Source organism: Streptomyces sp. NPDC048337 (genome assembly GCF_043201175.1).
Taxonomy (GTDB): Bacteria; Actinomycetota; Actinomycetes; order Streptomycetales; family Streptomycetaceae; genus Streptomyces.
On the sequence record NZ_JBICYR010000041.1, the window covers coordinates 1 to 17,908 of the forward strand.

15 protein-coding genes are annotated in these 17,908 nt (G+C 70.9%); 10 read left to right on the top strand and 5 right to left on the bottom strand.

Going from position 1 to position 17,908, the window contains the following annotated elements; genetic code table 11:
* The first annotated feature begins 559 nt into the window (after nucleotides 1-559).
* The 7 genes from ACGFYU_RS36385 (at nucleotide 560) to ACGFYU_RS36415 (ending at nucleotide 8,500) form a co-directional block, all read left to right on the top strand.
* Entirely contained in the window at nucleotides 560-1,219 is a 660-nt protein-coding gene (locus ACGFYU_RS36385; protein WP_030653505.1) for a response regulator transcription factor, read from the top strand.
* 161 nt (nucleotides 1,220-1,380) lie between these two features.
* Nucleotides 1,381-3,324: a 2-oxoacid:acceptor oxidoreductase subunit alpha gene (locus tag ACGFYU_RS36390; RefSeq protein WP_393831589.1), complete on the top strand. Its 1,944-nt coding sequence runs from the start codon at nucleotides 1,381-1,383 to the stop codon at nucleotides 3,322-3,324.
* On the top strand, nucleotides 3,317-4,384 hold the full coding sequence (locus ACGFYU_RS36395; protein ID WP_393831590.1) for a 2-oxoacid:ferredoxin oxidoreductase subunit beta: 1,068 nt from the start codon (nucleotides 3,317-3,319) through the stop codon (nucleotides 4,382-4,384). The genes ACGFYU_RS36390 and ACGFYU_RS36395 overlap by 8 nt, the downstream gene beginning before the upstream one ends.
* Nucleotides 4,385-4,528: 144 nt before the next feature.
* Nucleotides 4,529-5,383, top strand: a complete 855-nt coding sequence (locus ACGFYU_RS36400; protein WP_393831591.1) for an SDR family oxidoreductase — start codon at nucleotides 4,529-4,531, stop codon at nucleotides 5,381-5,383.
* A 153-nt stretch (nucleotides 5,384-5,536) separates the two neighbouring features.
* Nucleotides 5,537-6,481, top strand: a complete 945-nt coding sequence (rarD, locus tag ACGFYU_RS36405; RefSeq protein ID WP_393831592.1) for an EamA family transporter RarD — start codon at nucleotides 5,537-5,539, stop codon at nucleotides 6,479-6,481.
* A gap of 243 nt (nucleotides 6,482-6,724) precedes the next feature.
* Nucleotides 6,725-8,041: a M28 family metallopeptidase gene (locus tag ACGFYU_RS36410; protein ID WP_393831593.1), complete on the top strand. Its 1,317-nt coding sequence runs from the start codon at nucleotides 6,725-6,727 to the stop codon at nucleotides 8,039-8,041.
* Nucleotides 8,042-8,110: 69 nt separating this feature from the next.
* Nucleotides 8,111-8,500, top strand: a complete 390-nt coding sequence (locus ACGFYU_RS36415; RefSeq protein WP_393831594.1) for a hypothetical protein — start codon at nucleotides 8,111-8,113, stop codon at nucleotides 8,498-8,500.
* On the opposite strand, the gene ACGFYU_RS36420 is transcribed toward ACGFYU_RS36415, so the two are convergent.
* From ACGFYU_RS36420 to ACGFYU_RS36435, 4 genes are all read right to left on the bottom strand, one after another.
* On the bottom strand, nucleotides 8,474-8,893 hold the full coding sequence (locus ACGFYU_RS36420; RefSeq protein ID WP_393831595.1) for a hypothetical protein: 420 nt from the start codon (nucleotides 8,891-8,893) through the stop codon (nucleotides 8,474-8,476). The genes ACGFYU_RS36415 and ACGFYU_RS36420 overlap by 27 nt on opposite strands.
* Entirely contained in the window at nucleotides 8,890-9,093 is a 204-nt protein-coding gene (locus tag ACGFYU_RS36425) for a ribbon-helix-helix domain-containing protein (protein WP_251055898.1), read from the bottom strand. Before ACGFYU_RS36425 ends, ACGFYU_RS36420 begins: the two co-directional genes overlap by 4 nt.
* Before the next feature lie 119 nt (nucleotides 9,094-9,212).
* Entirely contained in the window at nucleotides 9,213-10,400 is a 1,188-nt protein-coding gene (locus ACGFYU_RS36430) for an outer membrane lipoprotein carrier protein LolA (RefSeq protein WP_393831596.1), read from the bottom strand.
* Nucleotides 10,401-10,655: 255 nt separating this feature from the next.
* On the bottom strand, nucleotides 10,656-11,666 hold the full coding sequence (locus tag ACGFYU_RS36435; protein WP_382649276.1) for a polyprenyl synthetase family protein: 1,011 nt from the start codon (nucleotides 11,664-11,666) through the stop codon (nucleotides 10,656-10,658).
* A gap of 199 nt (nucleotides 11,667-11,865) precedes the next feature.
* Here ACGFYU_RS36435 and ACGFYU_RS36440 point away from each other — a divergent pair, with 199 nt between their 5' ends.
* Together ACGFYU_RS36440 and ACGFYU_RS36445 are read left to right on the top strand one after the other, a co-directional pair.
* The gene (locus tag ACGFYU_RS36440) at nucleotides 11,866-13,389 is read left to right on the top strand and encodes a peptide MFS transporter (RefSeq protein ID WP_393831597.1); all 1,524 of its coding nucleotides are present in this window, start codon (nucleotides 11,866-11,868) and stop codon (nucleotides 13,387-13,389) included.
* 22 nt (nucleotides 13,390-13,411) lie between these two features.
* A complete protein-coding gene (locus tag ACGFYU_RS36445) occupies nucleotides 13,412-15,415 on the top strand; it encodes a CocE/NonD family hydrolase (protein WP_393831598.1) in 2,004 nt (667 codons plus the stop codon).
* 227 nt (nucleotides 15,416-15,642) lie between these two features.
* On the opposite strand, the gene ACGFYU_RS36450 is transcribed toward ACGFYU_RS36445, so the two are convergent.
* Complete coding sequence (locus ACGFYU_RS36450) at nucleotides 15,643-16,449, bottom strand: Cof-type HAD-IIB family hydrolase (RefSeq protein WP_393831599.1); 807 nt, start codon at nucleotides 16,447-16,449, stop codon at nucleotides 15,643-15,645.
* A gap of 141 nt (nucleotides 16,450-16,590) precedes the next feature.
* Between ACGFYU_RS36450 and fahA the strand changes: the two genes are divergently transcribed.
* Nucleotides 16,591-17,814 carry a fumarylacetoacetase gene (fahA, locus tag ACGFYU_RS36455; protein ID WP_393831600.1) on the top strand — a complete coding sequence of 408 codons (1,224 nt, stop codon included), beginning with the start codon at nucleotides 16,591-16,593 and terminating at the stop codon, nucleotides 17,812-17,814.
* The last annotated feature ends 94 nt before the right edge of the window (nucleotides 17,815-17,908 follow it).

The following is a 17,908-nucleotide window of genomic DNA, read 5'->3' on the forward strand; positions in this document are numbered from 1 at the left end:
GCCGTGGATGGGGTGCTGGTGGTGGACTCCCCCGCCGGCGGGGGGACCACGGTGACCGCCGAGCTGCCGTGGCGCGACCGCACGGGGGCGGGCGCTGGGCGGCGCTGAGCCGCGGGACTCCCGTCCGTGTTCGGCTGGGGCGCCGCGCCCTGGGGCTCCGCCCCGGACCCCGCGCCTCAAACGCCGGCGGGGCTGGATATGCCCATCCGAGTACGCAGGTGCAGCTCAAAGAACGGGGCTCCGCCCCGAGCCCCGCGCCTCAAACGCCGGCGAGGCTGGAATCGCCCGCCCGAGTACGCAGGTGCGGCTCAAAGAACGGGGCTCCGCCCCGAGCCCCGCGCCTCAAACGCCGGCGAGGCTGGATTTCCCGCCCGAGTGGGCAGGCTCGGGCACAAGACCAGGGCTCCGCCCCTCAAACGCCAACGAGGCCGAATTTCCGCCCTGCGCACACTCGTTGTCCCGGCTCCGCCTTTATCCGGCCTTCAGGCTGGGATGCTTGGCTGAGACAGGGAGTGCGGGAACGAGTGGACGCGGGAGCTGCGGGATCGTGGAAGACAGGGTGCGGGTGGTCATCGCCGAGGATTCAGTGCTGCTGCGCGAGGGCCTGACCCGGTTGCTGACCGACCGGGGGCATGACGTCGTTGCGGGCGTCGGGGACGCGGAAGCCCTGATCAAGACGGTGGCGGACCTGGCGGCGGAGGACGCGCTGCCGGATGTGGTGGTGGCCGACGTACGGATGCCGCCGACGCACACCGACGAGGGCGTACGGGCTGCCGTACGGCTGCGGCGCGACCACCCCGGGATCGGGGTGCTGGTGCTGTCGCAGTACGTGGAGGAGCAGTACGCCACCGAACTGCTGGCCGGTTCCAGCACCGGGGTGGGGTACCTGCTCAAGGACCGGGTCGCCGAGGTACGGGAATTCCTGGACGCGGTGGTCCGGGTGGCCCGGGGCGGTACCGCCCTCGACCCCGAGGTGGTCGCCCAGCTCCTCGGCCGCAGCCGGAAGCAGGACGTGCTGGCGGGGCTGACCCCGCGGGAGCGCGAGGTGCTCGGGCTGATGGCCGAAGGCCGTACCAATTCGGCGGTTGCGAAGCAGCTCGTCGTCAGTGACGGCGCGGTGGAGAAGCACGTCAGCAACATCTTCATGAAACTGGGCCTGTCGCCGAGTGATGGGGATCACCGGCGTGTTCTGGCCGTTCTCACCTACCTGAAATCTTGATCAACTGACAATCTGTCAGATACGGCAGTTACGGCATACCGGTCGGTCGTCTCAAGGGGCGGGCCGACGGTCCAGAATGTGGTCACCCCCTGGGATGCTCATCCTGCGGACGTAGGGTGGGTCTTGTGGGGGTGCCCACGCCTCGAAGGAGGTCCAGTTCAGTGACCAGCCAGGTCAGTAGCCCAGCCGAGCAGGCCGACGGGGCTGGGGGTGCGGTTGTCGGCGGACAGCGCACTCCGGCGAGCCCGGGCGGCAAGGAAGTGCGCCGTCTCGATCGTGTGATCATCCGATTCGCGGGTGACTCCGGTGACGGTATGCAGCTCACCGGTGACCGGTTCACCTCGGAAACGGCGTCCTTCGGCAACGATCTCTCGACGCTGCCGAACTTCCCCGCCGAGATCCGGGCGCCCGCCGGAACCCTCCCGGGCGTGTCTTCCTTCCAGCTCCACTTCGCCGACCACGACATCCTGACCCCCGGCGACGCGCCGAACGTGCTGGTCGCGATGAACCCGGCCGCCCTGAAGGCGAACATCGCGGACGTGCCGCGCGGCGCGGAGATCATCATCAACACCGATGAGTTCACCAAGCGCCCCATGGCCAAGGTCGGCTACGAGACCTCGCCGCTGGAAGACGGCTCGCTGGACGCCTACAGCCTGCATCCGGTGCCCCTCACGACGCTGACGGTCGAGGCGCTGAAGGACTTCGGGCTGACCCGCAAGGAGGCCGAGCGCAGCAAGAACATGTTCGCGCTGGGCCTGCTGAGCTGGATGTACCACCGGCCGACGGAGGGTACGGAGGCCTTCCTGCGGCAGAAGTTCGCGAAGAAGCCGGACATCGCGGAGGCGAACATCGTCGCCTTCCGGGCGGGCTGGAACTTCGGCGAGACCACCGAGGACTTCGCCGTCTCCTACGAGGTCGCCCCGGCCACCAAGGCCTTCCCCACCGGCACCTACCGCAACATCTCGGGGAACCTCGCACTCTCCTACGGGCTGATCGCGGCCTCCCAGCAGGCGGATCTGCCGCTCTACCTGGGCTCGTACCCGATCACCCCGGCCTCGGACATCCTGCACGAGCTGTCCAAGCACAAGAACTTCGGCGTAAGGACCTTCCAGGCCGAGGACGAGATCGCCGGCATCGGCGCGGCGCTGGGGGCGGCCTTCGGCGGCGCGCTCGGCGTCACCACCACGTCCGGGCCCGGTGTGGCCCTGAAGTCGGAGACGATCGGCCTGGCGGTCTCGCTGGAGCTGCCGCTGCTGATCGTGGACATCCAGCGCGGCGGGCCCTCCACCGGTCTGCCGACCAAGACCGAGCAGGCGGACCTGCTGCAGGCCATGTTCGGCCGGAACGGCGAGGCCCCCGTCCCGATCGTCGCGCCCCGTACCCCGGCGGACTGCTTCGACGCAGCCCTGGACGCGGCCCGGATCGCGCTGACCTACCGGACCCCGGTGTTCCTGCTCTCCGACGGCTACCTCGCCAACGGATCCGAGCCCTGGCGGATCCCGGACGTGGCGGACCTGCCCGATCTGAAGATCCAGTTCGCGACCGCCCCGAACCACACCCTCGCCGACGGCACAGAGGTGTTCTGGCCCTACAAGCGGGACCCGGAGACCCTGGCCCGCCCGTGGGCCGTCCCCGGCACCCCCGGCCTCGAACACCGCATCGGCGGCATCGAGAAGCAGGACGGCACCGGCAACATCTCGTACGACCCGGCCAACCACGACCTGATGGTCCGCACCCGGCAGGCCAAGATCGACGGCATCGTGGTGCCGGACGTGGAGGTCGACGACCCGGACGGGGCCCGCACGCTCGTCCTGGGCTGGGGCTCCACGTACGGCCCGATCACCGCCGCCGTGCGCCGGCTGCGCGTCGCGGGCGACCCGATCGCGCAGGCCCACCTGCGCCATCTGAACCCCTTCCCGAGGAATCTCGGAGAGGTCCTGAAGCGTTACGACAAGGTAGTGGTGCCGGAGATGAACCTCGGGCAGCTGGCCACCCTGATCCGGGCGAGGTACTTGGTCGACGCCCAGTCGTACAACCAGGTCAACGGAATGCCCTTCAAGGCGGAGCAGCTCGCGAAGGTCCTCAAGGAGGCCATCAATGACTGAGGTGACCGACTCCCCGCACCTGCTGTCCCTGGTGCCCAAGGCCGAGGCCAAGCAGTCGATGAAGGACTTCAAGTCGGACCAGGAGGTCCGCTGGTGCCCCGGCTGCGGCGACTACGCGGTGCTCGCGGCCGTCCAGGGCTTCATGCCCGAGCTGGGGCTGGCGAAGGAGAACATCGTCTTCGTCTCCGGAATCGGCTGCTCCAGCCGATTCCCGTACTACATGAACACCTACGGGATGCACTCGATCCACGGTCGCGCCCCGGCCATCGCCACCGGCCTGGCCACCTCGCGCCGCGATCTGTCGGTGTGGGTCGTGACGGGTGACGGCGACGCGCTGTCCATCGGCGGCAACCACCTCATCCACGCCCTGCGCCGCAACGTCAACCTCAAGATCCTGCTCTTCAACAACCGGATCTACGGTCTGACCAAGGGCCAGTACTCCCCCACCTCCGAGCTCGGCAAGATCACCAAGTCCACCCCGATGGGCTCGCTGGACGCGCCCTTCAACCCGGTCTCGCTGGCGATCGGGGCCGAGGCCTCGTTCGTGGCGCGCACCATCGACTCGGACCGCAAGCACCTCACCGAGGTGCTGCGCCAGGCCGCCGACCACCAGGGCACGGCGCTGGTGGAGATCTACCAGAACTGCAACATCTTCAACGACGGCGCCTTCGAGGTGCTGAAGGACAACGAGCAGGCCCAGGAGGCCGTGATCCGGCTGGAGCACGGGCAGCCGATCCGCTTCGGGGCGGGCGGCCACAAGGGCGTCGTCCGCGACCCCGCCACCGGCGACCTGGAGGTCGTCGAGGTCACCCCGGAGAACGAGTCGCGGATCCTGGTCCACGACTCCGGCGCCGCCAGCCCCACGACCGCGTTCGCGCTGTCCCGGCTGGCCGACCCCGACACCCTCCACCGCACCCCCATCGGCGTCTTCCGCAGCGTGGAGCGGGCCGTCTACGACACCCTCATGGCCGACCAGCTCGACACGGCCATCGACCAGAAGGGCAAGGGCGACCTCGGCGCCCTCCTGCACGGCAACGACACCTGGACGGTCGTCGGCTGACCGGCGCGCACGGCACGCACGAAGCCCGGATCCCCCATCGGATCCGGGCTTCGGTGCGTCTGCGCCACGCTATCTCCCAGTGAGCACTTTCCAAAAGTTAGCGCTTACCGTAAGATGGCGTTCCCGCCCAACGAGGAGAGCATCATGAGCATCGTCGTCACCGCAGCCACCGGAGCCCTCGGCCGTCTCGTCGTCGACGAGCTGCTGGAGCGGGTCCCCGCCGACGAGGTCGCCGCCGTCGTCCGCGACAAGGACAAGGCCGCCGACCTGGCCGAGCGCGGCATCGAGGTCCGCGTCGCCGACTACGGCGACCCGGCCGCCCTGGCCGCCGCCTTCCGGGCCGGCGACCGGGTCCTGCTGATCTCCGGCAACGAGATCGGGCGCCGCGTCGCCCAGCACACCGCCGTACTGGAGGCCGCGCAGGCCGCGGGCGTGGCGCAGCTCGCCTACACCGGCGTCCTCGGCGGGCCGGAGGCGGACTTCGAGCTGGCCGCCGAGCACCGGGCCACCGAGCGGGCCATCCTCGACTCCGGCATCCCGTACACCTTCCTGCGCAACGGCTGGTACCACGAGAACTACACGCGCGACCTGGCCGCCCACCTGGAGCACGGCGCGATCGTCGGCAGCTCGGGCGAGGGCCGGGTCGCCTCGGCGGCGCGCGCCGACTACGCGGCCGCCGCGGCCGTGGTGCTCACCGGCGAGGGCCACCTGAACCAGGTCTACGAGCTCTCCGGCGACACTGCCTGGAGCCTCGCGGAGTACGCGGCCGAGCTGTCGGCGCAGTCCGGCAAGGAGATCGCGTACGCCGAGGTACCGGCCGAGGAGCACACCGCGGTCCTGACCGGCGCCGGGGTGCCCGAGGGCTTCGCGGCGATCATCGTCGACGTGGACGCGGCGATCGCGCGCGGCCGGCTGGCGGGGACCAGCGGGGACCTGGCCCGCCTCATCGGCCGGCCCACGACCCCGGTATCCGAGGCGATCGCCGCGGCGCTCGCCTGAGCCGGCCGCCTGCGGCGGGCTCGGCCGCGAACGCCGGCGGGGCCGGATGCAAGCCCCTGAAGATGTCATGAGTATCTCCATAAAACGGGCATGACATACGGCGCGCACGGCGCTACGGTCGTGAGGTTGGCTGGATGTCGTACAGGAGGCCCCGTGAAGGCGGAGAACGAGCAGCGCACGGGTTTGCTCTACGGATTCGGCGCGTATGGACTGTGGGGGCTCGTTCCCCTCTTCTGGCCGCTGCTCATGCCCTCCGGGGCGGTCGAGATCCTCGCCCACCGCATGGTGTGGTCCCTGGCCGTGGTCGGGCTGGCGCTGCTCGCGCTGCGCCGCTGGGGCTGGATATCCGAGCTGGTGCGCCAGCCCCGCAAGCTGGGGCTGACCGCGCTGGCCGCCTCGATCATCAGCGTGAACTGGGGCCTGTACATCTGGTCCGTCAACAACGGCCATGTCGTCGAGGCGAGCCTCGGCTACTTCATCAACCCGCTGGTCAGCATCGCGATCGGCGTGCTGGCGCTGGGTGAGCGGCTGCGCCGCGCGCAGTGGGCGGCGGTCGGCATCAGCTTCATCGCCGTGCTGGTGCTTGCCATCGGCTACGGGCGGCCGCCGTGGATCTCGCTGATCCTGGCCTGCTCCTTCGCCACGTACGGACTGATCAAGAAGAAGCTCAACATGGGCGGGCTGGAGTCGCTGACCGCCGAGACCGCCGTGCTGTTCCTGCCCGCCCTCGGCTACCTGCTGTGGCTGGGCGCGCAGGGCCAGTCCAGCTTCGCCGCGCACGGCGTCGGCCACGCGCTCCTGCTGGCCGCGACCGGGCTGGTCACCGCGGTCCCGCTGGTGTTCTTCGGGGCCGCGGCGATCCGGGTCCCGCTGTCCACCCTCGGACTGCTCCAGTACATGGCCCCGGTGTTCCAGTTCGGGCTCGGCGTCCTCTACTTCCACGAGGCCATGCCGCCCGAGCGCTGGGCCGGCTTCTCGCTGGTGTGGGCCGCGCTCGCCGTCCTGACCTGGGACGCGCTGCGTACGGCGCGGCAGTCCCGGGCCCGGCTCGACATGCCGGCCCCGGCGGTCGGGGCGCCGGCCCGCGAGCCCGCGTAGAGGACGGCGCCACAGCGCCCACTCGACCCTCACGATCCCCGCTACGGAACCTTCCCCCAGCTACCGCTGGGAGGTGCCCCCAGTAGCGGGGATCGTCCGTTTTCCGAACTACCCTGACCGAATTCTGGTCTTGACGGATAGTCACACTCTCACTGAACATCAGGCTCGCACAGACGCACTAACGCTCACCTGCTCTATCCCCACTCGTTCCGTCTCATCCCCGCGGAATCCCGGAGCCCCCACATGAGCCTGTCCGTCTCCCGGCGCCTCGCTGCCGTGACCGCCCTCGCGGTCGCGGGCCTGTTCGCCGCCACCACTCCCGCCGCACTCGCCGCCCCCACGGCGGTCACCGCGGCGCCGACGCCGCCCGACATTCCGCTGGCCAACGTCAAGGCCCACCTGTCGCAGCTCTCGACGATCGCCGCCAACAACGGCGGCAACCGCGCGCACGGCAAGGCCGGCTACAAGGCCTCGATCGACTACGTGAAGGCCAAGCTGGACGCGGCGGGCTTCACCACCACCCTGCAGACCTTCACCTCCAGCGGCGCCACCGGCTACAACCTGATCGCCGACTGGCCGGGCGGCGACCCGAACTCGGTCCTGATGTCCGGCTCGCACCTGGACTCGGTGTCCGCAGGCGCCGGCATCAACGACAACGGCTCCGGCAGCGCGGCGGTCCTGGAGGCAGCGCTCGCCGTGTCCCGGGCGGGCCTCCAGCCGACGAAGCACCTGCGCTTCGGCTGGTGGGGCGCGGAGGAGCTGGGCCTGATCGGCTCGAAGTACTACGTCAACAACCTGCCGGCCGCCGAGAAGGCGAAGATCTCCGGCTACCTGAACTTCGACATGATCGGCTCGCCGAACCCGGGCTACTTCGTCTACGACGACGACCCGACCATCGAGCAGACGTTCAAGAACTACTACGCGGGCCTCGGCATCCCGACCGAGATCGAGACGGAGGGCGACGGCCGCTCCGACCACGCCCCCTTCAAGAGCGCCGGCATACCGGTCGGCGGCCTGTTCTCCGGCGCCGACTACACCAAGACGGCGGCCCAGGCGCAGAAGTGGGGCGGCACCTCCGGTCAGGCCTTCGACCGCTGCTACCACTCCTCCTGCGACTCGCTGTCGAACATCAACGACACCGCCCTGGACCGCAACGCCGATGCCATCGCCTACGCGATCTGGAACCTCGGCGCGGCCACCCCGGTCCCGCCCGGCCCGTCCTTCGAGAACACGACGGACGTGAACATCCCGGACTCCCCGGCCGCCGCGGTGTCCTCGCCGATCACGGTCTCCGGTGTCGCCGGCAACGCGCCCGCCACCACCAAGGTCGACGTGAACATCGTCCACACCTACCGCGGTGACCTGGTGGTCGACCTGATCGCCCCGGACGGCACGGTCTACAACCTGCACAACCGCTCCGGCGGCAGCGCCGACAACCTCGTGCAGTCGTACACGGTCAACGCCTCCAGCGAGGTCGCGAACGGGGTCTGGAACCTCCGGGTCAAGGACGCGGCGGCCCAGGACGTCGGCTACATCAACAGCTGGAAGATCACCTTCTAGGTGACGCCTTCGGGAGACACGCCCCAACTGGTCTAGTCCTCTAGGGCCCCGGCGTGGTCTGATCGGACCATGCCGGAGATCATCGCCGCCCTGTTCAGCCTGCTCGCCGAGGCCGCCGCCGCCGTCAACCCCGCCCTGCTGGTGCGGAAGCGGCGGCGGTTGAGGCGCCTGTCGGACCACGCGCGGGGCGGCACCGTGCGGATCCCCTGCGATCTGCGCGACCGGGAACTGACCGACGGCCGGTGGACCGAGGGTCACCTGGAGCTGGAACCGGGCCGGCCGGCCCGCTGGTGCACCAAAGGCGCCACCACGGCGCCGCCCGTGGACTTCCCGCCCCTGGAGGCGGTCTCGGCCGACGAACTCAGCGTCGCCTTCCGCTCCGAGGACGGGGCCACCGAGCTGCGACTGCACCCCGACGAGGCCCCCGTGGTGCTACGCGTCCTCGGTGCGGGCCGGTAGCGAGGAGGCGGACAGCGGCTCCTGTATGCGGGCCCGCAGCTCCTCGGCGACCGCCGAGATGTCCGCGCGGCCCAGCTTCGCCGCCTCGACCAGATCGCCGAGGACCTCCGGCGAGGGCAGTTGCCTGGCCCCGGCCACGCGCAGGTACGAGCGGGTCGCGGCGGCCGCGTAGAACTCGTTCATCGGCGATTCCAGCGCCGGGCACACCGCGAGGGTGTGCAGAAACGCGGCGGCCCGCCACGCGGTGTCCGGGGCGGGCTGTTCGGGCACCAGGACGAGGTCGTTCTGGTGCCGGGCGACCGCGGCGGCCACCCCGGAGGGGTCCCATACGGCGGGATCGGACGGGAGATGGTGGGCCAGAGCGGTCCAGGCCCACTCCATGGTGATCTTCAATTGCCGAACCGCTCCTGGAAGTAGCCCCAGTGGTCGGCGAACTCCTCGATGCCGGACAGGAAGTTCTTCCGGTCGTCGTCCAGTTCGCGTTCCGTGACCTCGGTGATCAACGCGGTGACCGTCGTGCCCAGCGCCGCCGCGCGCGCCTTCAGGCGTTCATGGAACTCTTCGTCCAGGCGGATGGTGACGTGTCTCGACATGACATCCACCGTACAGCGGGGGTGCTGTACGCAGGAGGGGAACGGCACAAGGGTGGCCCGGGACACAGGTCCCGGGCCACCCTTGTGCCGATTGGGGCCGAATTGCGGCCGCTTCTCGACTACTTCGCGGCGTCCGCCGTCTTCACCAGCTGGTCCTTGGTGACCGCGCCGACGTAGACCTTGCCGTCATTCGTGATCAGGGCGTTGACCAGACGGGTCGACAGGACCCGGCCCTCGCCGAACTTCCCGGTGACCTTGTCCCCGAGCATGCTCAGGAACTGCTTGGCCTCCTTCGGGGCGTTCTTGTCGTTCTCCAGGTCCTTGAGGCCCTTCTCCGCGCCGGTGTTGATCTGCGCGACCGTGGCCCAGCCCTCGCCGAGCACCTTCACCTCGCCCTTGTCGCCGGCTCCGCCGGTCAGACCGCCGAGCCCCGGGAAGGACTCCAGCGCCTTCAAGTGGTCGCCTTCCCGGCCCTTGCCGGGCTCGCCCGTACCCTCGCTCACCTTCGCGCCCTTGGGCGGGGTGAAGGCGAAGGTGTCCGCGGACGGCTTGCTGAAGGCCACCTGGGTGAAGCCCGCGTCCACGATCGGCTTGCCGCCCTGGGAGGACAGCAGCTGCACCCGCAGCGGCACGCCGTTCTTGGCGTCCACCGCGATCTGGACCGAACCGACCGTGGAACCGCCCTGCTTGGGCTTGAGGACCAGCTGGTAGGCGTCCCGCCCGGCCACCTGCGCGGTGTCGCCGACGCTGACGTCCGTGGTCGTACCGGCCGCCTTCAGGACGTCCTGGGCCAGCTGCTGCGGCGAGGCGGCGAGGCGGTCGCCCGCCTTGTGCTCGCCCTGTCCGGCGTTCTTCTCGTGGAAGACCTCGTTCGACTTGGAGGCGTAGCCCCACACGTCGTCGCCGTTGTGGATGAGGCTGTACTCGTCCTTGCCGTCGAGGAAGGTGAGCTTCTGGCGGTCCGGGCCGTCGGCGGCGACGCGGAAGGTGTGCGTACCGCTCGCCAGCTGCGCCACCTTCTCCTCCGGGTTGGCGGAGCCGGTCGCGACGCCACCGCCGCCCAGCAGGCCGTTCGCGATCTTCGGCAGGCCCAGGTCGGTGCTGATCCGGGCCGTTCCGGACAGCTCCTGTACGTCCGAGGCCGCGATCTTCTCGATCAGCTGTTGCGCCGTCACCTTCGGCAGGTCGGGTCCGCCGGCGTTGGCGAAGGCCGGGACCATCGCGACGGTCGCCGCGGCCACACCTGCCACCGCGACCGGTACGGCGTACCGGGCGACCTTGCGAGAAGTCTTCGTGTTCGCTGCCATGTCAGTGCCCTGCCCTCTGTGTCGACGGCGGCGACCCCCGTGTCGCCGCGCTCACCCGATCTGGTGGGGTTGATGACTCCATCTGACCAAATCGGCGGCGCGCGGGCGTCAGCCCCCGGAATCAACTGCGCGTACGACCCTGGGATGACACGGAAAGGGCCCTCCTCCCCCGACCCGTAGGGGTCGACGGGGCGGAAGGGCCCGTTCCTCTCTCTTGCGGCAGGGGCCGCCGCGGCGGCCGTACCGGACGGGGCGTCAGCCGGCCCGGTGCACCACCGCGTCGCACAGCTCCTCCAGAGCCGACTTCGCGAAGCACTCCGGCAGCGGCGCGAGCGTGGCCCGCGCGTCCTCGGCGTAGCGGATGGTGTCGCGGCGGGCCTGCTCCAGGGCGGGGTGCGCCCGCAGCCTGGTCAGCACCTCGGCGTGGCGGGCGTCGTCCGTCAGGTCACCGTCCAGGAGCGCCACGAGCTCCAGGTCCTCCGCTCGCCCGTCGCGGGCGGCCATCTCGCGCAGCCGCAGCACGGGCAGGGTGGGGATGCCCTCGCGCAGGTCGGTGCCCGGGGTCTTGCCGGACTCGTGCGCGTCGGAGGCGATGTCCAGGACGTCGTCGGCGAGCTGGAAGGCGGTGCCGAGCCGCTCGCCGTACTGGGTCAGGATGTCGACGACCGACTCGTCGGCGCCGGACATCAGCGCACCGAACCGGCCGGAGACCGCGATCAGCGAGCCGGTCTTGCCGGCGATGACGTCGAGGTAGTGCTCGACGGGGTCGCGGCCGTCGCGCGGCCCGGCGGTCTCCAGGATCTGGCCGGTCACCAGCCGCTCGAAGGCCTCGGCCTGGATGCGGACGGCCTCGGGTCCGAGGTCGGCCAGGATGTGCGAGGCGCGGGCGAACAGGAAGTCACCCGTCAGGACGGCCACCGAGTTGCCCCAGCGGGCGTTGGCGCTCTCCACCCCACGGCGTACGTCCGCCTCGTCCATGACGTCGTCGTGGTAGAGGGTCGCCAGGTGCGTGAGCTCCACCACCACGGCGGAGGGCACGATGCCGGGCGCGTACGGATCGCCGAACCGCGACGCGAGCATCACGAGCAGCGGGCGGAAACGCTTGCCACCGGCACGCACCAGATGCTGTGCGGCCTCGGTGATGAAGGGGACTTCGCTCTTGGTGGCTTCCAGCAGACCCGCCTCGACGGCGGCCAGTCCGGCCTGGACATCGGTCTCAAGAGCCTGGTCCCGCACGCTCAGTCCGAACGGCCCGACGACGGTCACGAGGGGTACTCCTGTCTGCTGACGATCACGCTGACGATCACCTGGATTGTCGATGTGTCGCTGCCATCACTCAAGCCAGCGTATCGGGTCTGTTTTCGATCACCGAGAGCGCCCGTCCGGTCGCGACTCGCGCACCGCCCGAAGCGCACCGGTATGTTCATGAGGAGCCGAAACAACCGGAGAATACGTTTTGTCCAGAATGACGACCGCTATAGACGAACCCGCGGATCCCGAGGCGGACCAGCCGCCATCCCGCGACGACCACGCCTTCCTCGGCCATCCCCGGGGCCTCGCCACCCTGTCGGGGCTGGAGGTCTGGGAGCGCTTCTCGTTCCTGGGCATGCAGGCCATCCTCGTCCTCTACTTCGCGGACGCGGTGGCGAACGGCGGACTCGGGATGAACCCGGGCACGGCGGCCTCCGTCTCGGCGGCCTACGGGACCATGGTCTACCTCGTCTCCGTCGCCGGCGGGTGGCTCGCCGACCGCATCCTCGGCTCCTACCGGGCCGTGCTCTGGGGCGGCATCCTCATCGCCTGCGGCCACTACGCCATGGCCGTGCCCACCGCCGCCATGACCTGGGTCGGCCTCGGCCTGATCAGCGCGGGCACCGGCCTGCTCAAGCCGAACGTGGCCAGCATGGTCGGCAAGCTCTACCGGACGGACGACGACCGGCGCGACGCCGGCTTCGCGCTCTACTACATGGCCATCAACATCGGCGCCTTCGCCGGACCGCTGATCACCGGCTGGCTCGGCGAGCACAAGGGCTGGCACTGGGGCTTCTCCGCCGCCGCCATCGGCATGACGGCCGGCCTGGTCCAGTACGTCCTGGGTCGCCGCCATCTGGCCGGACGCAAGCATTCCGCGACGCCTGTAAATGATGCTGCCCCGCTCGCGCCCGCCGCGATGCGCTCCGCCGTGACGAAGATCATTGGCGGCTGCCTCTCCTTCGCCGTGCTCGCCACCGTGCTGTCGCTCGCCGGCTGGCTGACGATGGGCCGTTTCGTCGACCTCCTCACCCTCGTCTCCGTGATCGCCCCGGTCGTCTACTTCGCGATCATGTTCCGGAGCCCCCGGGTGACCTCCGAGGAGCGCGGGCGGCTGCGCCCGTACGTGGTCCTCTTCCTGGCCTCGGTCGCCTTCAACTTCATCCTCTTCCAGGCCTACTCGACGATGATGCTGCTCGCCTCGACGAACGCCCGGACCGAGATCCTGGGCTTCCACTTCCCGGCGAGCTGGTACGCCTCCGCGCTCGGCGCCTTCGAGGTGGCGCTCGCCCCGGTCGTCGCCGCGCTGTGGGTCCGCATGGGCCGCCGCCAGCCGCACGCCTCCAACAAGATCGCCATCGGGGTGCTCCTGAGCGGCCTGTCCTTCCTGCTGATGATCATCCCGACCTCCGGGCACGGCGGGGACGCGTACCGGATGGCCGCCTGGTGGATCGTCGGCTCCTACCTGCTGCTCGGCCTCGGCGACATCCTCCTGGAGACCTCCGGCATGTCGGCCACCACCAAGCTCGCCCCCAAGGCCTTCAGCAGCCAGACCATGGCCCTGTGGTTCCTCTCCCTGGCGCTGGCCAACGGCATCCAGGCGCAGGTGGTCAAGGTCTACGGCGAGGTGTCCAACCCCGTCTACTTCGGCGTCAACGGCGGCATCGCGGTGGCGGTGGCCCTGGCCGTGATCGCCCTCGCGCCGTGGCTGCGGCGCACGATGCACCCCGTCCACTGAGGCCCGTTGAGGTGGTTCGCCCATGATCATCCGCACCGACTACCCGTACGGGACCACCCGCGAGGACGTCCGGATCCCGCTGGCCGACGGCGTCGAGCTGTACGCCCGTGTCTGGCGCCCGGTGACCGACGAGCCCGTTCCGGCGCTGCTGGAGTACCTCCCGTACCGGCTCACCGACTGGACCGCGCCCCGCGACTGGCAGCGCCACCCCTGGTACGCGGGGCACGGCTACGCCTCCGTACGGGTGGACGTACGCGGCCACGGCTGCAGCGGGGGCCTGCCCGGCGACGAGTACGACGCCCGCGAGCTCGCCGACGGGGTCGCGGTGGTGGAGTGGCTGGCGGCACAGCCGTGGTGCACGGGGTCGGTGGGGATGTTCGGGATCTCCTGGGGCGGCTTCAACAGCCTCCAGATCGCCGCGCTGGCCCCCGAGCCGCTGAAGGCGATCGTCACCGTCTGCTCGACGGACGACCGGTACGACAACGACGTGCACTACATGGGCGGCTCGGTGCTGGCCGTGGACATGCACGCGTGGGCGGCGACCATGCTGGCCTTCGCCTCCCGCCCGCCGGACCCGCTGTACGCGGGGGACGGCTGGCGGCGGCAGTGGCTGGACCGGCTGGAGGCAGTGGAACCCCTGATCCACACCTGGCTGTCCCACCAGACCCGCGACGACTACTGGCGCCACGGCAGCGTCTGCGAGGACTACGGGGCGATCGGCGCGGCGGTGCTCGCGGTGGGCGGCTGGCACGACCCCTACCGGGACACCGTGCTCCGGCTGGTCTCCGCCCTCCCCTCCACCCGGGTCCGCGGGCTGATCGGGCCGTGGTCCCACCAGTACCCGGACCGCGGGCTGCCGCCGGGGCCGGCGATCGGCTTCCTCCAGGAGACCCTGCGCTGGTGGGACCACTGGCTCAAGGGCGTGGACAACGGCGTGATGGACGAACCGCTGCTCCGCTCCTGGATCAGCGACTCCCACCCGCCGGCGACGGTGTACGAGGAGTTGCCGGGCCGGTGGGTCGGGGACAAGGCCTGGCCGTCGGCGTCCGTCATCCCCGTCGTGTACGGGCTCCAGGGCGCGCCGGTGGCCGTCGCCTCCCCGCAGCACACCGGGCTGGACGCGGGCCGGTTCTTCCCCTTCGGCAACGACGCCGACCTGCCGCCGGACCAGCGGGAGGAGGACGCGAAGTCGGCCTGCTTCGAGTTCCCGGTGGCGGAGGGGGAGCCGGTGGAGATCCTGGGGCGGCCCTCGGTGACCGTGCGGCTGCGGCTGGACGTGCCGTACGGGCAGGTCGTGGCCCGGCTGTGCGACGTGGCTCCCGACGGGTCCTCCACCCTGGTCACGCGGGGCGCGCTGAACCTGTCCGCGCGGGAGGGGCGGGACCGGGCGGTGCCGTGGCCGGTGGGCTCGTACGAGGACGTCACCTTCGAGCTGAACGGCATCGGCCACGCGTTCGCGCCGGGGCACCGCATCCGGCTGGCCCTGTCCTCCGCCTACTGGCCGTGGATCTGGCCGCGGGCCGGCTCGGAGGCGGGCTGGACCCTGGACCCGGCGGGCAGCGAGCTGACCCTGCCGGTGCGGGCGCCGTCCGCCGCGGACGAGGGGATCATCTTCGAGGCGCCGGAGCAGGCGGAGCCGCTGGGGGTGGCCTTCCCGGAGACGCTGGACGAACCGCGTCCGGAGCGGGTGGTCGTACGGGATGTCGCGCGCGGGACGTGGCGGCTGGAGGTGGACCCGCGGTACGGGGGCACGCGGGTGTACCCGGACGGCCTGGAGTTCGGCGAGGACGCGGCGGAGTCGTACGAGATCCAGGACGCGGATCCGCTGTCGGCGCGGGCACGCTCGGAGTGGCGGATCCGGCTGCACCGGCCCGACCTGGCGTGGGACGCGCGCGTCGAGACCCGCTCCGAGATCTCGTGCGACGAGGGCGGCTTCCTGACCTCGAACGAGGTGATCTGCCGCGAGGGCACCGAGGTGGTCTTCCACCGCACGTGGGAACGCCGGTTGCCGCGCGCGGCGGGCTGACCGCCCTGGCGGGCGGCCCTGGGGCTCCGCCCCGGACCCCGCGCCTCAAACGCCGGCGGGGCTGGAATTGCCCTGCGGGCAATCCAGCCCGCCTGGGCACAAGGTTGCGCCGCGCGCACTTGCAGGCCGAGGTCAGCCAAATCCAGCCTCGCCTGGGGCCCCTCCCAGCGGTAGCTGGAGGAGTTTGAGGCGCGGGGGTGCGTGAGCGGAGCCCCCGGAACCGGCGGTCAGTCGAACAACCGCTCCAGGACCACCGCGATACCGTCGGCCTCGTTCGAGAGGGTCAGTTCGTCGGCGACGGCCACCAGCTCGCGGTGCGCGTTGGCCATGGCCACCCCGTGCGCCGCCCACGCGAACATCGGGATGTCGTTCGGCATGTCGCCGAAGGCGATCGTCGCCGAGCCGGACAGCCCCAGGACCTCCACCGCCCGCCGGAGGCCACTGGCCTTGTCGATGCCCGGCGGCTGGAGCTCCACCGTGTGCTCCCCCGCCATCGTCACGTTCACCAGGTCCCCGACCACCGCCCGCGCCACCCGCGTCAGCTCGTCGTCGTCCAGCCGCGGGTGCTGCAGCAGCACCTTGTTGATCGGCGAAGCCCACAGGTCCGCGCGCCGTCCCACCCTTACCGTCGGCAGGTGCGGGTGGGGCATCCGGTAGCCCGGACCCATCAGCATCTCCGCGTCGATGCCCTCCTGGTTGACCGCCGCGTACACCTCGCCGATCTCCGCCTCGATCTTGCCGAGGGCCACCTCGGCCAGCTCCCGGTCCATGGACACGGAGTGCAACAGGCACCCGCGCGCCGCGTCGTACACCTGCGCGCCCTGCCCGCACACCGCGAGCCCCGAGTACCCAAGACCGTCCAGGACATGCCGGACCTGCGGAACCGGCCGGCCGGTGACGATGATGTGCTGGGCCCCGGCCGCACGGGCCGTCGCGAGCGCGGCGTACGAACGGGTGGAGACGGTGTCCCCGGCACGCAGCAGAGTCCCGTCCAGGTCAGTGGCGATCAAGGCATAGGGGAGGGCGGAAGTCACGGCGCCAAGGATACGGACCCCTTTGGACAAGTCCTACAAATAGCGCCCGAATCCGGCCTCCCACAGGCCCCGTCAGCCACGTAACGTGTCAACAAGCCCCCGGGACACCCCCGGACCGCGTCGAAAGCGAGGCAGCACCCCATGCCCCAGCAGAGCCCCCTCGATGTCCCCGAGGGCGACCCGTTCGGGCCGCACAACCTCCCGTACGGCGTCTTCTCCACCGCCGGTGAGGACCGGCGCCGGATCGGTGTGCGGATCGGCGGGTACGTGCTTGACGCGGGGGCCGTCGCCGTCGCGCTCGGGTCCCCGTACGCCGGGCTCCTGACCCACGGCTCGCTCAATCCGCTGCTCGCCGCCGGGCGCACCGCCTGGCGCGACGTGCGCCGCGCGCTGACCGCCTGGGTGACCGACCCGGGCCACCGCCCCACCGTGGAACCGCACCTCACGCCGCTCGACGCCGTCACCCTGCACCTGCCGTACGAGGTCGCCGACTACGTCGACTTCTACGCGAGCGAGCACCACGCCACCAACGTCGGGCGGATCTTCCGGCCGGACGGGGACGCGCTCACGCCCAACTGGAAGCACCTGCCCATCGGTTACCACGGCCGGTCGGGGACCATCGTGGTTTCCGGGACGGACGTGGTGCGGCCCTCCGGGCAGCGCAAGGCGCCCACCGACCCGGCGCCCGTCTTCGGCCCGTCCGTCAAGCTCGACATCGAGGCCGAGGTCGGCTTCGTCGTCGGCACCCCCTCCGAGCTGGGCCGCCCGGTGGCCCTCGGCGACTTCGAGGAGCACGTCTTCGGGCTGTTCCTCCTCAACGACTGGTCGGCGCGCGACATCCAGGCCTGGGAGTACGTGCCGCTCGGCCCCTTCCTCGGCAAGTCCTTCGCCACCTCCGTCTCCGCCTGGGTGACCCCGCTGGAGGCCCTGGACGCCGCCCGGGTGGCACCGCCCGCACGGGACTTCCCGCTCCTGCCCTACCTGGACGACTCCGCCGGCGACCGCCCCGGCGGCTTCGACCTGCGCATCACCGTCTCCATCAACGGGCAGGAGGTGGCGCAGCCGCCCTTCGCCTCGATGTACTGGACGGCCGCGCAGCAGCTCGCGCACATGACCGTCAACGGCGCCTCCCTGCGCACCGGTGACGTGTACGGCTCCGGCACGGTCAGCGGGCCCGAGGTCGGCCAGCGCGGCTCGCTGCTGGAGCTCACCTGGAACGGCCGCGACGCCATCGAGCTCGCCGACGGCAAGCGCACCTTCCTGGAGGACGGGGACACCGTCACCCTCACCGCGTGGGCCCCCGGGGCCGACGGCACGCGCGTGGGCCTCGGCGAGGTCACCGGCCGCATCGTGGGATCGCGGTAGTCCACCCCTTGATCGGCGGGGTGGCGGAGCTTCCGGTCACCCCGCCGCCGGCGGGACGCCCGTTCGGAGGCGCGCCGCGTGCGCCGGGCGGGAG

Bases quoted from the DNA above. Each gene is read 5' to 3' on its own strand.
- ACGFYU_RS36440 (WP_393831597.1), top strand. From the start codon at position 11,866: ATGACGACCGCTATAGACGAACCCGCGGATCCCGAGGCGGACCAGCCG.
- ACGFYU_RS36410 (WP_393831593.1), top strand. From the start codon at position 6,725: ATGAGCCTGTCCGTCTCCCGGCGCCTCGCTGCCGTGACCGCCCTCGCG.
- fahA (WP_393831600.1), top strand. From the start codon at position 16,591: ATGCCCCAGCAGAGCCCCCTCGATGTCCCCGAGGGCGACCCGTTCGGG.
- ACGFYU_RS36425 (WP_251055898.1), bottom strand. From the start codon at position 9,093: ATGTCGAGACACGTCACCATCCGCCTGGACGAAGAGTTCCATGAACGC.
- ACGFYU_RS36415 (WP_393831594.1), top strand. From the start codon at position 8,111: ATGCCGGAGATCATCGCCGCCCTGTTCAGCCTGCTCGCCGAGGCCGCC.
- ACGFYU_RS36400 (WP_393831591.1), top strand. From the start codon at position 4,529: ATGAGCATCGTCGTCACCGCAGCCACCGGAGCCCTCGGCCGTCTCGTC.
- ACGFYU_RS36430 (WP_393831596.1), bottom strand. From the start codon at position 10,400: ATGGCAGCGAACACGAAGACTTCTCGCAAGGTCGCCCGGTACGCCGTA.
- ACGFYU_RS36395 (WP_393831590.1), top strand. From the start codon at position 3,317: ATGACTGAGGTGACCGACTCCCCGCACCTGCTGTCCCTGGTGCCCAAG.
- ACGFYU_RS36445 (WP_393831598.1), top strand. From the start codon at position 13,412: ATGATCATCCGCACCGACTACCCGTACGGGACCACCCGCGAGGACGTC.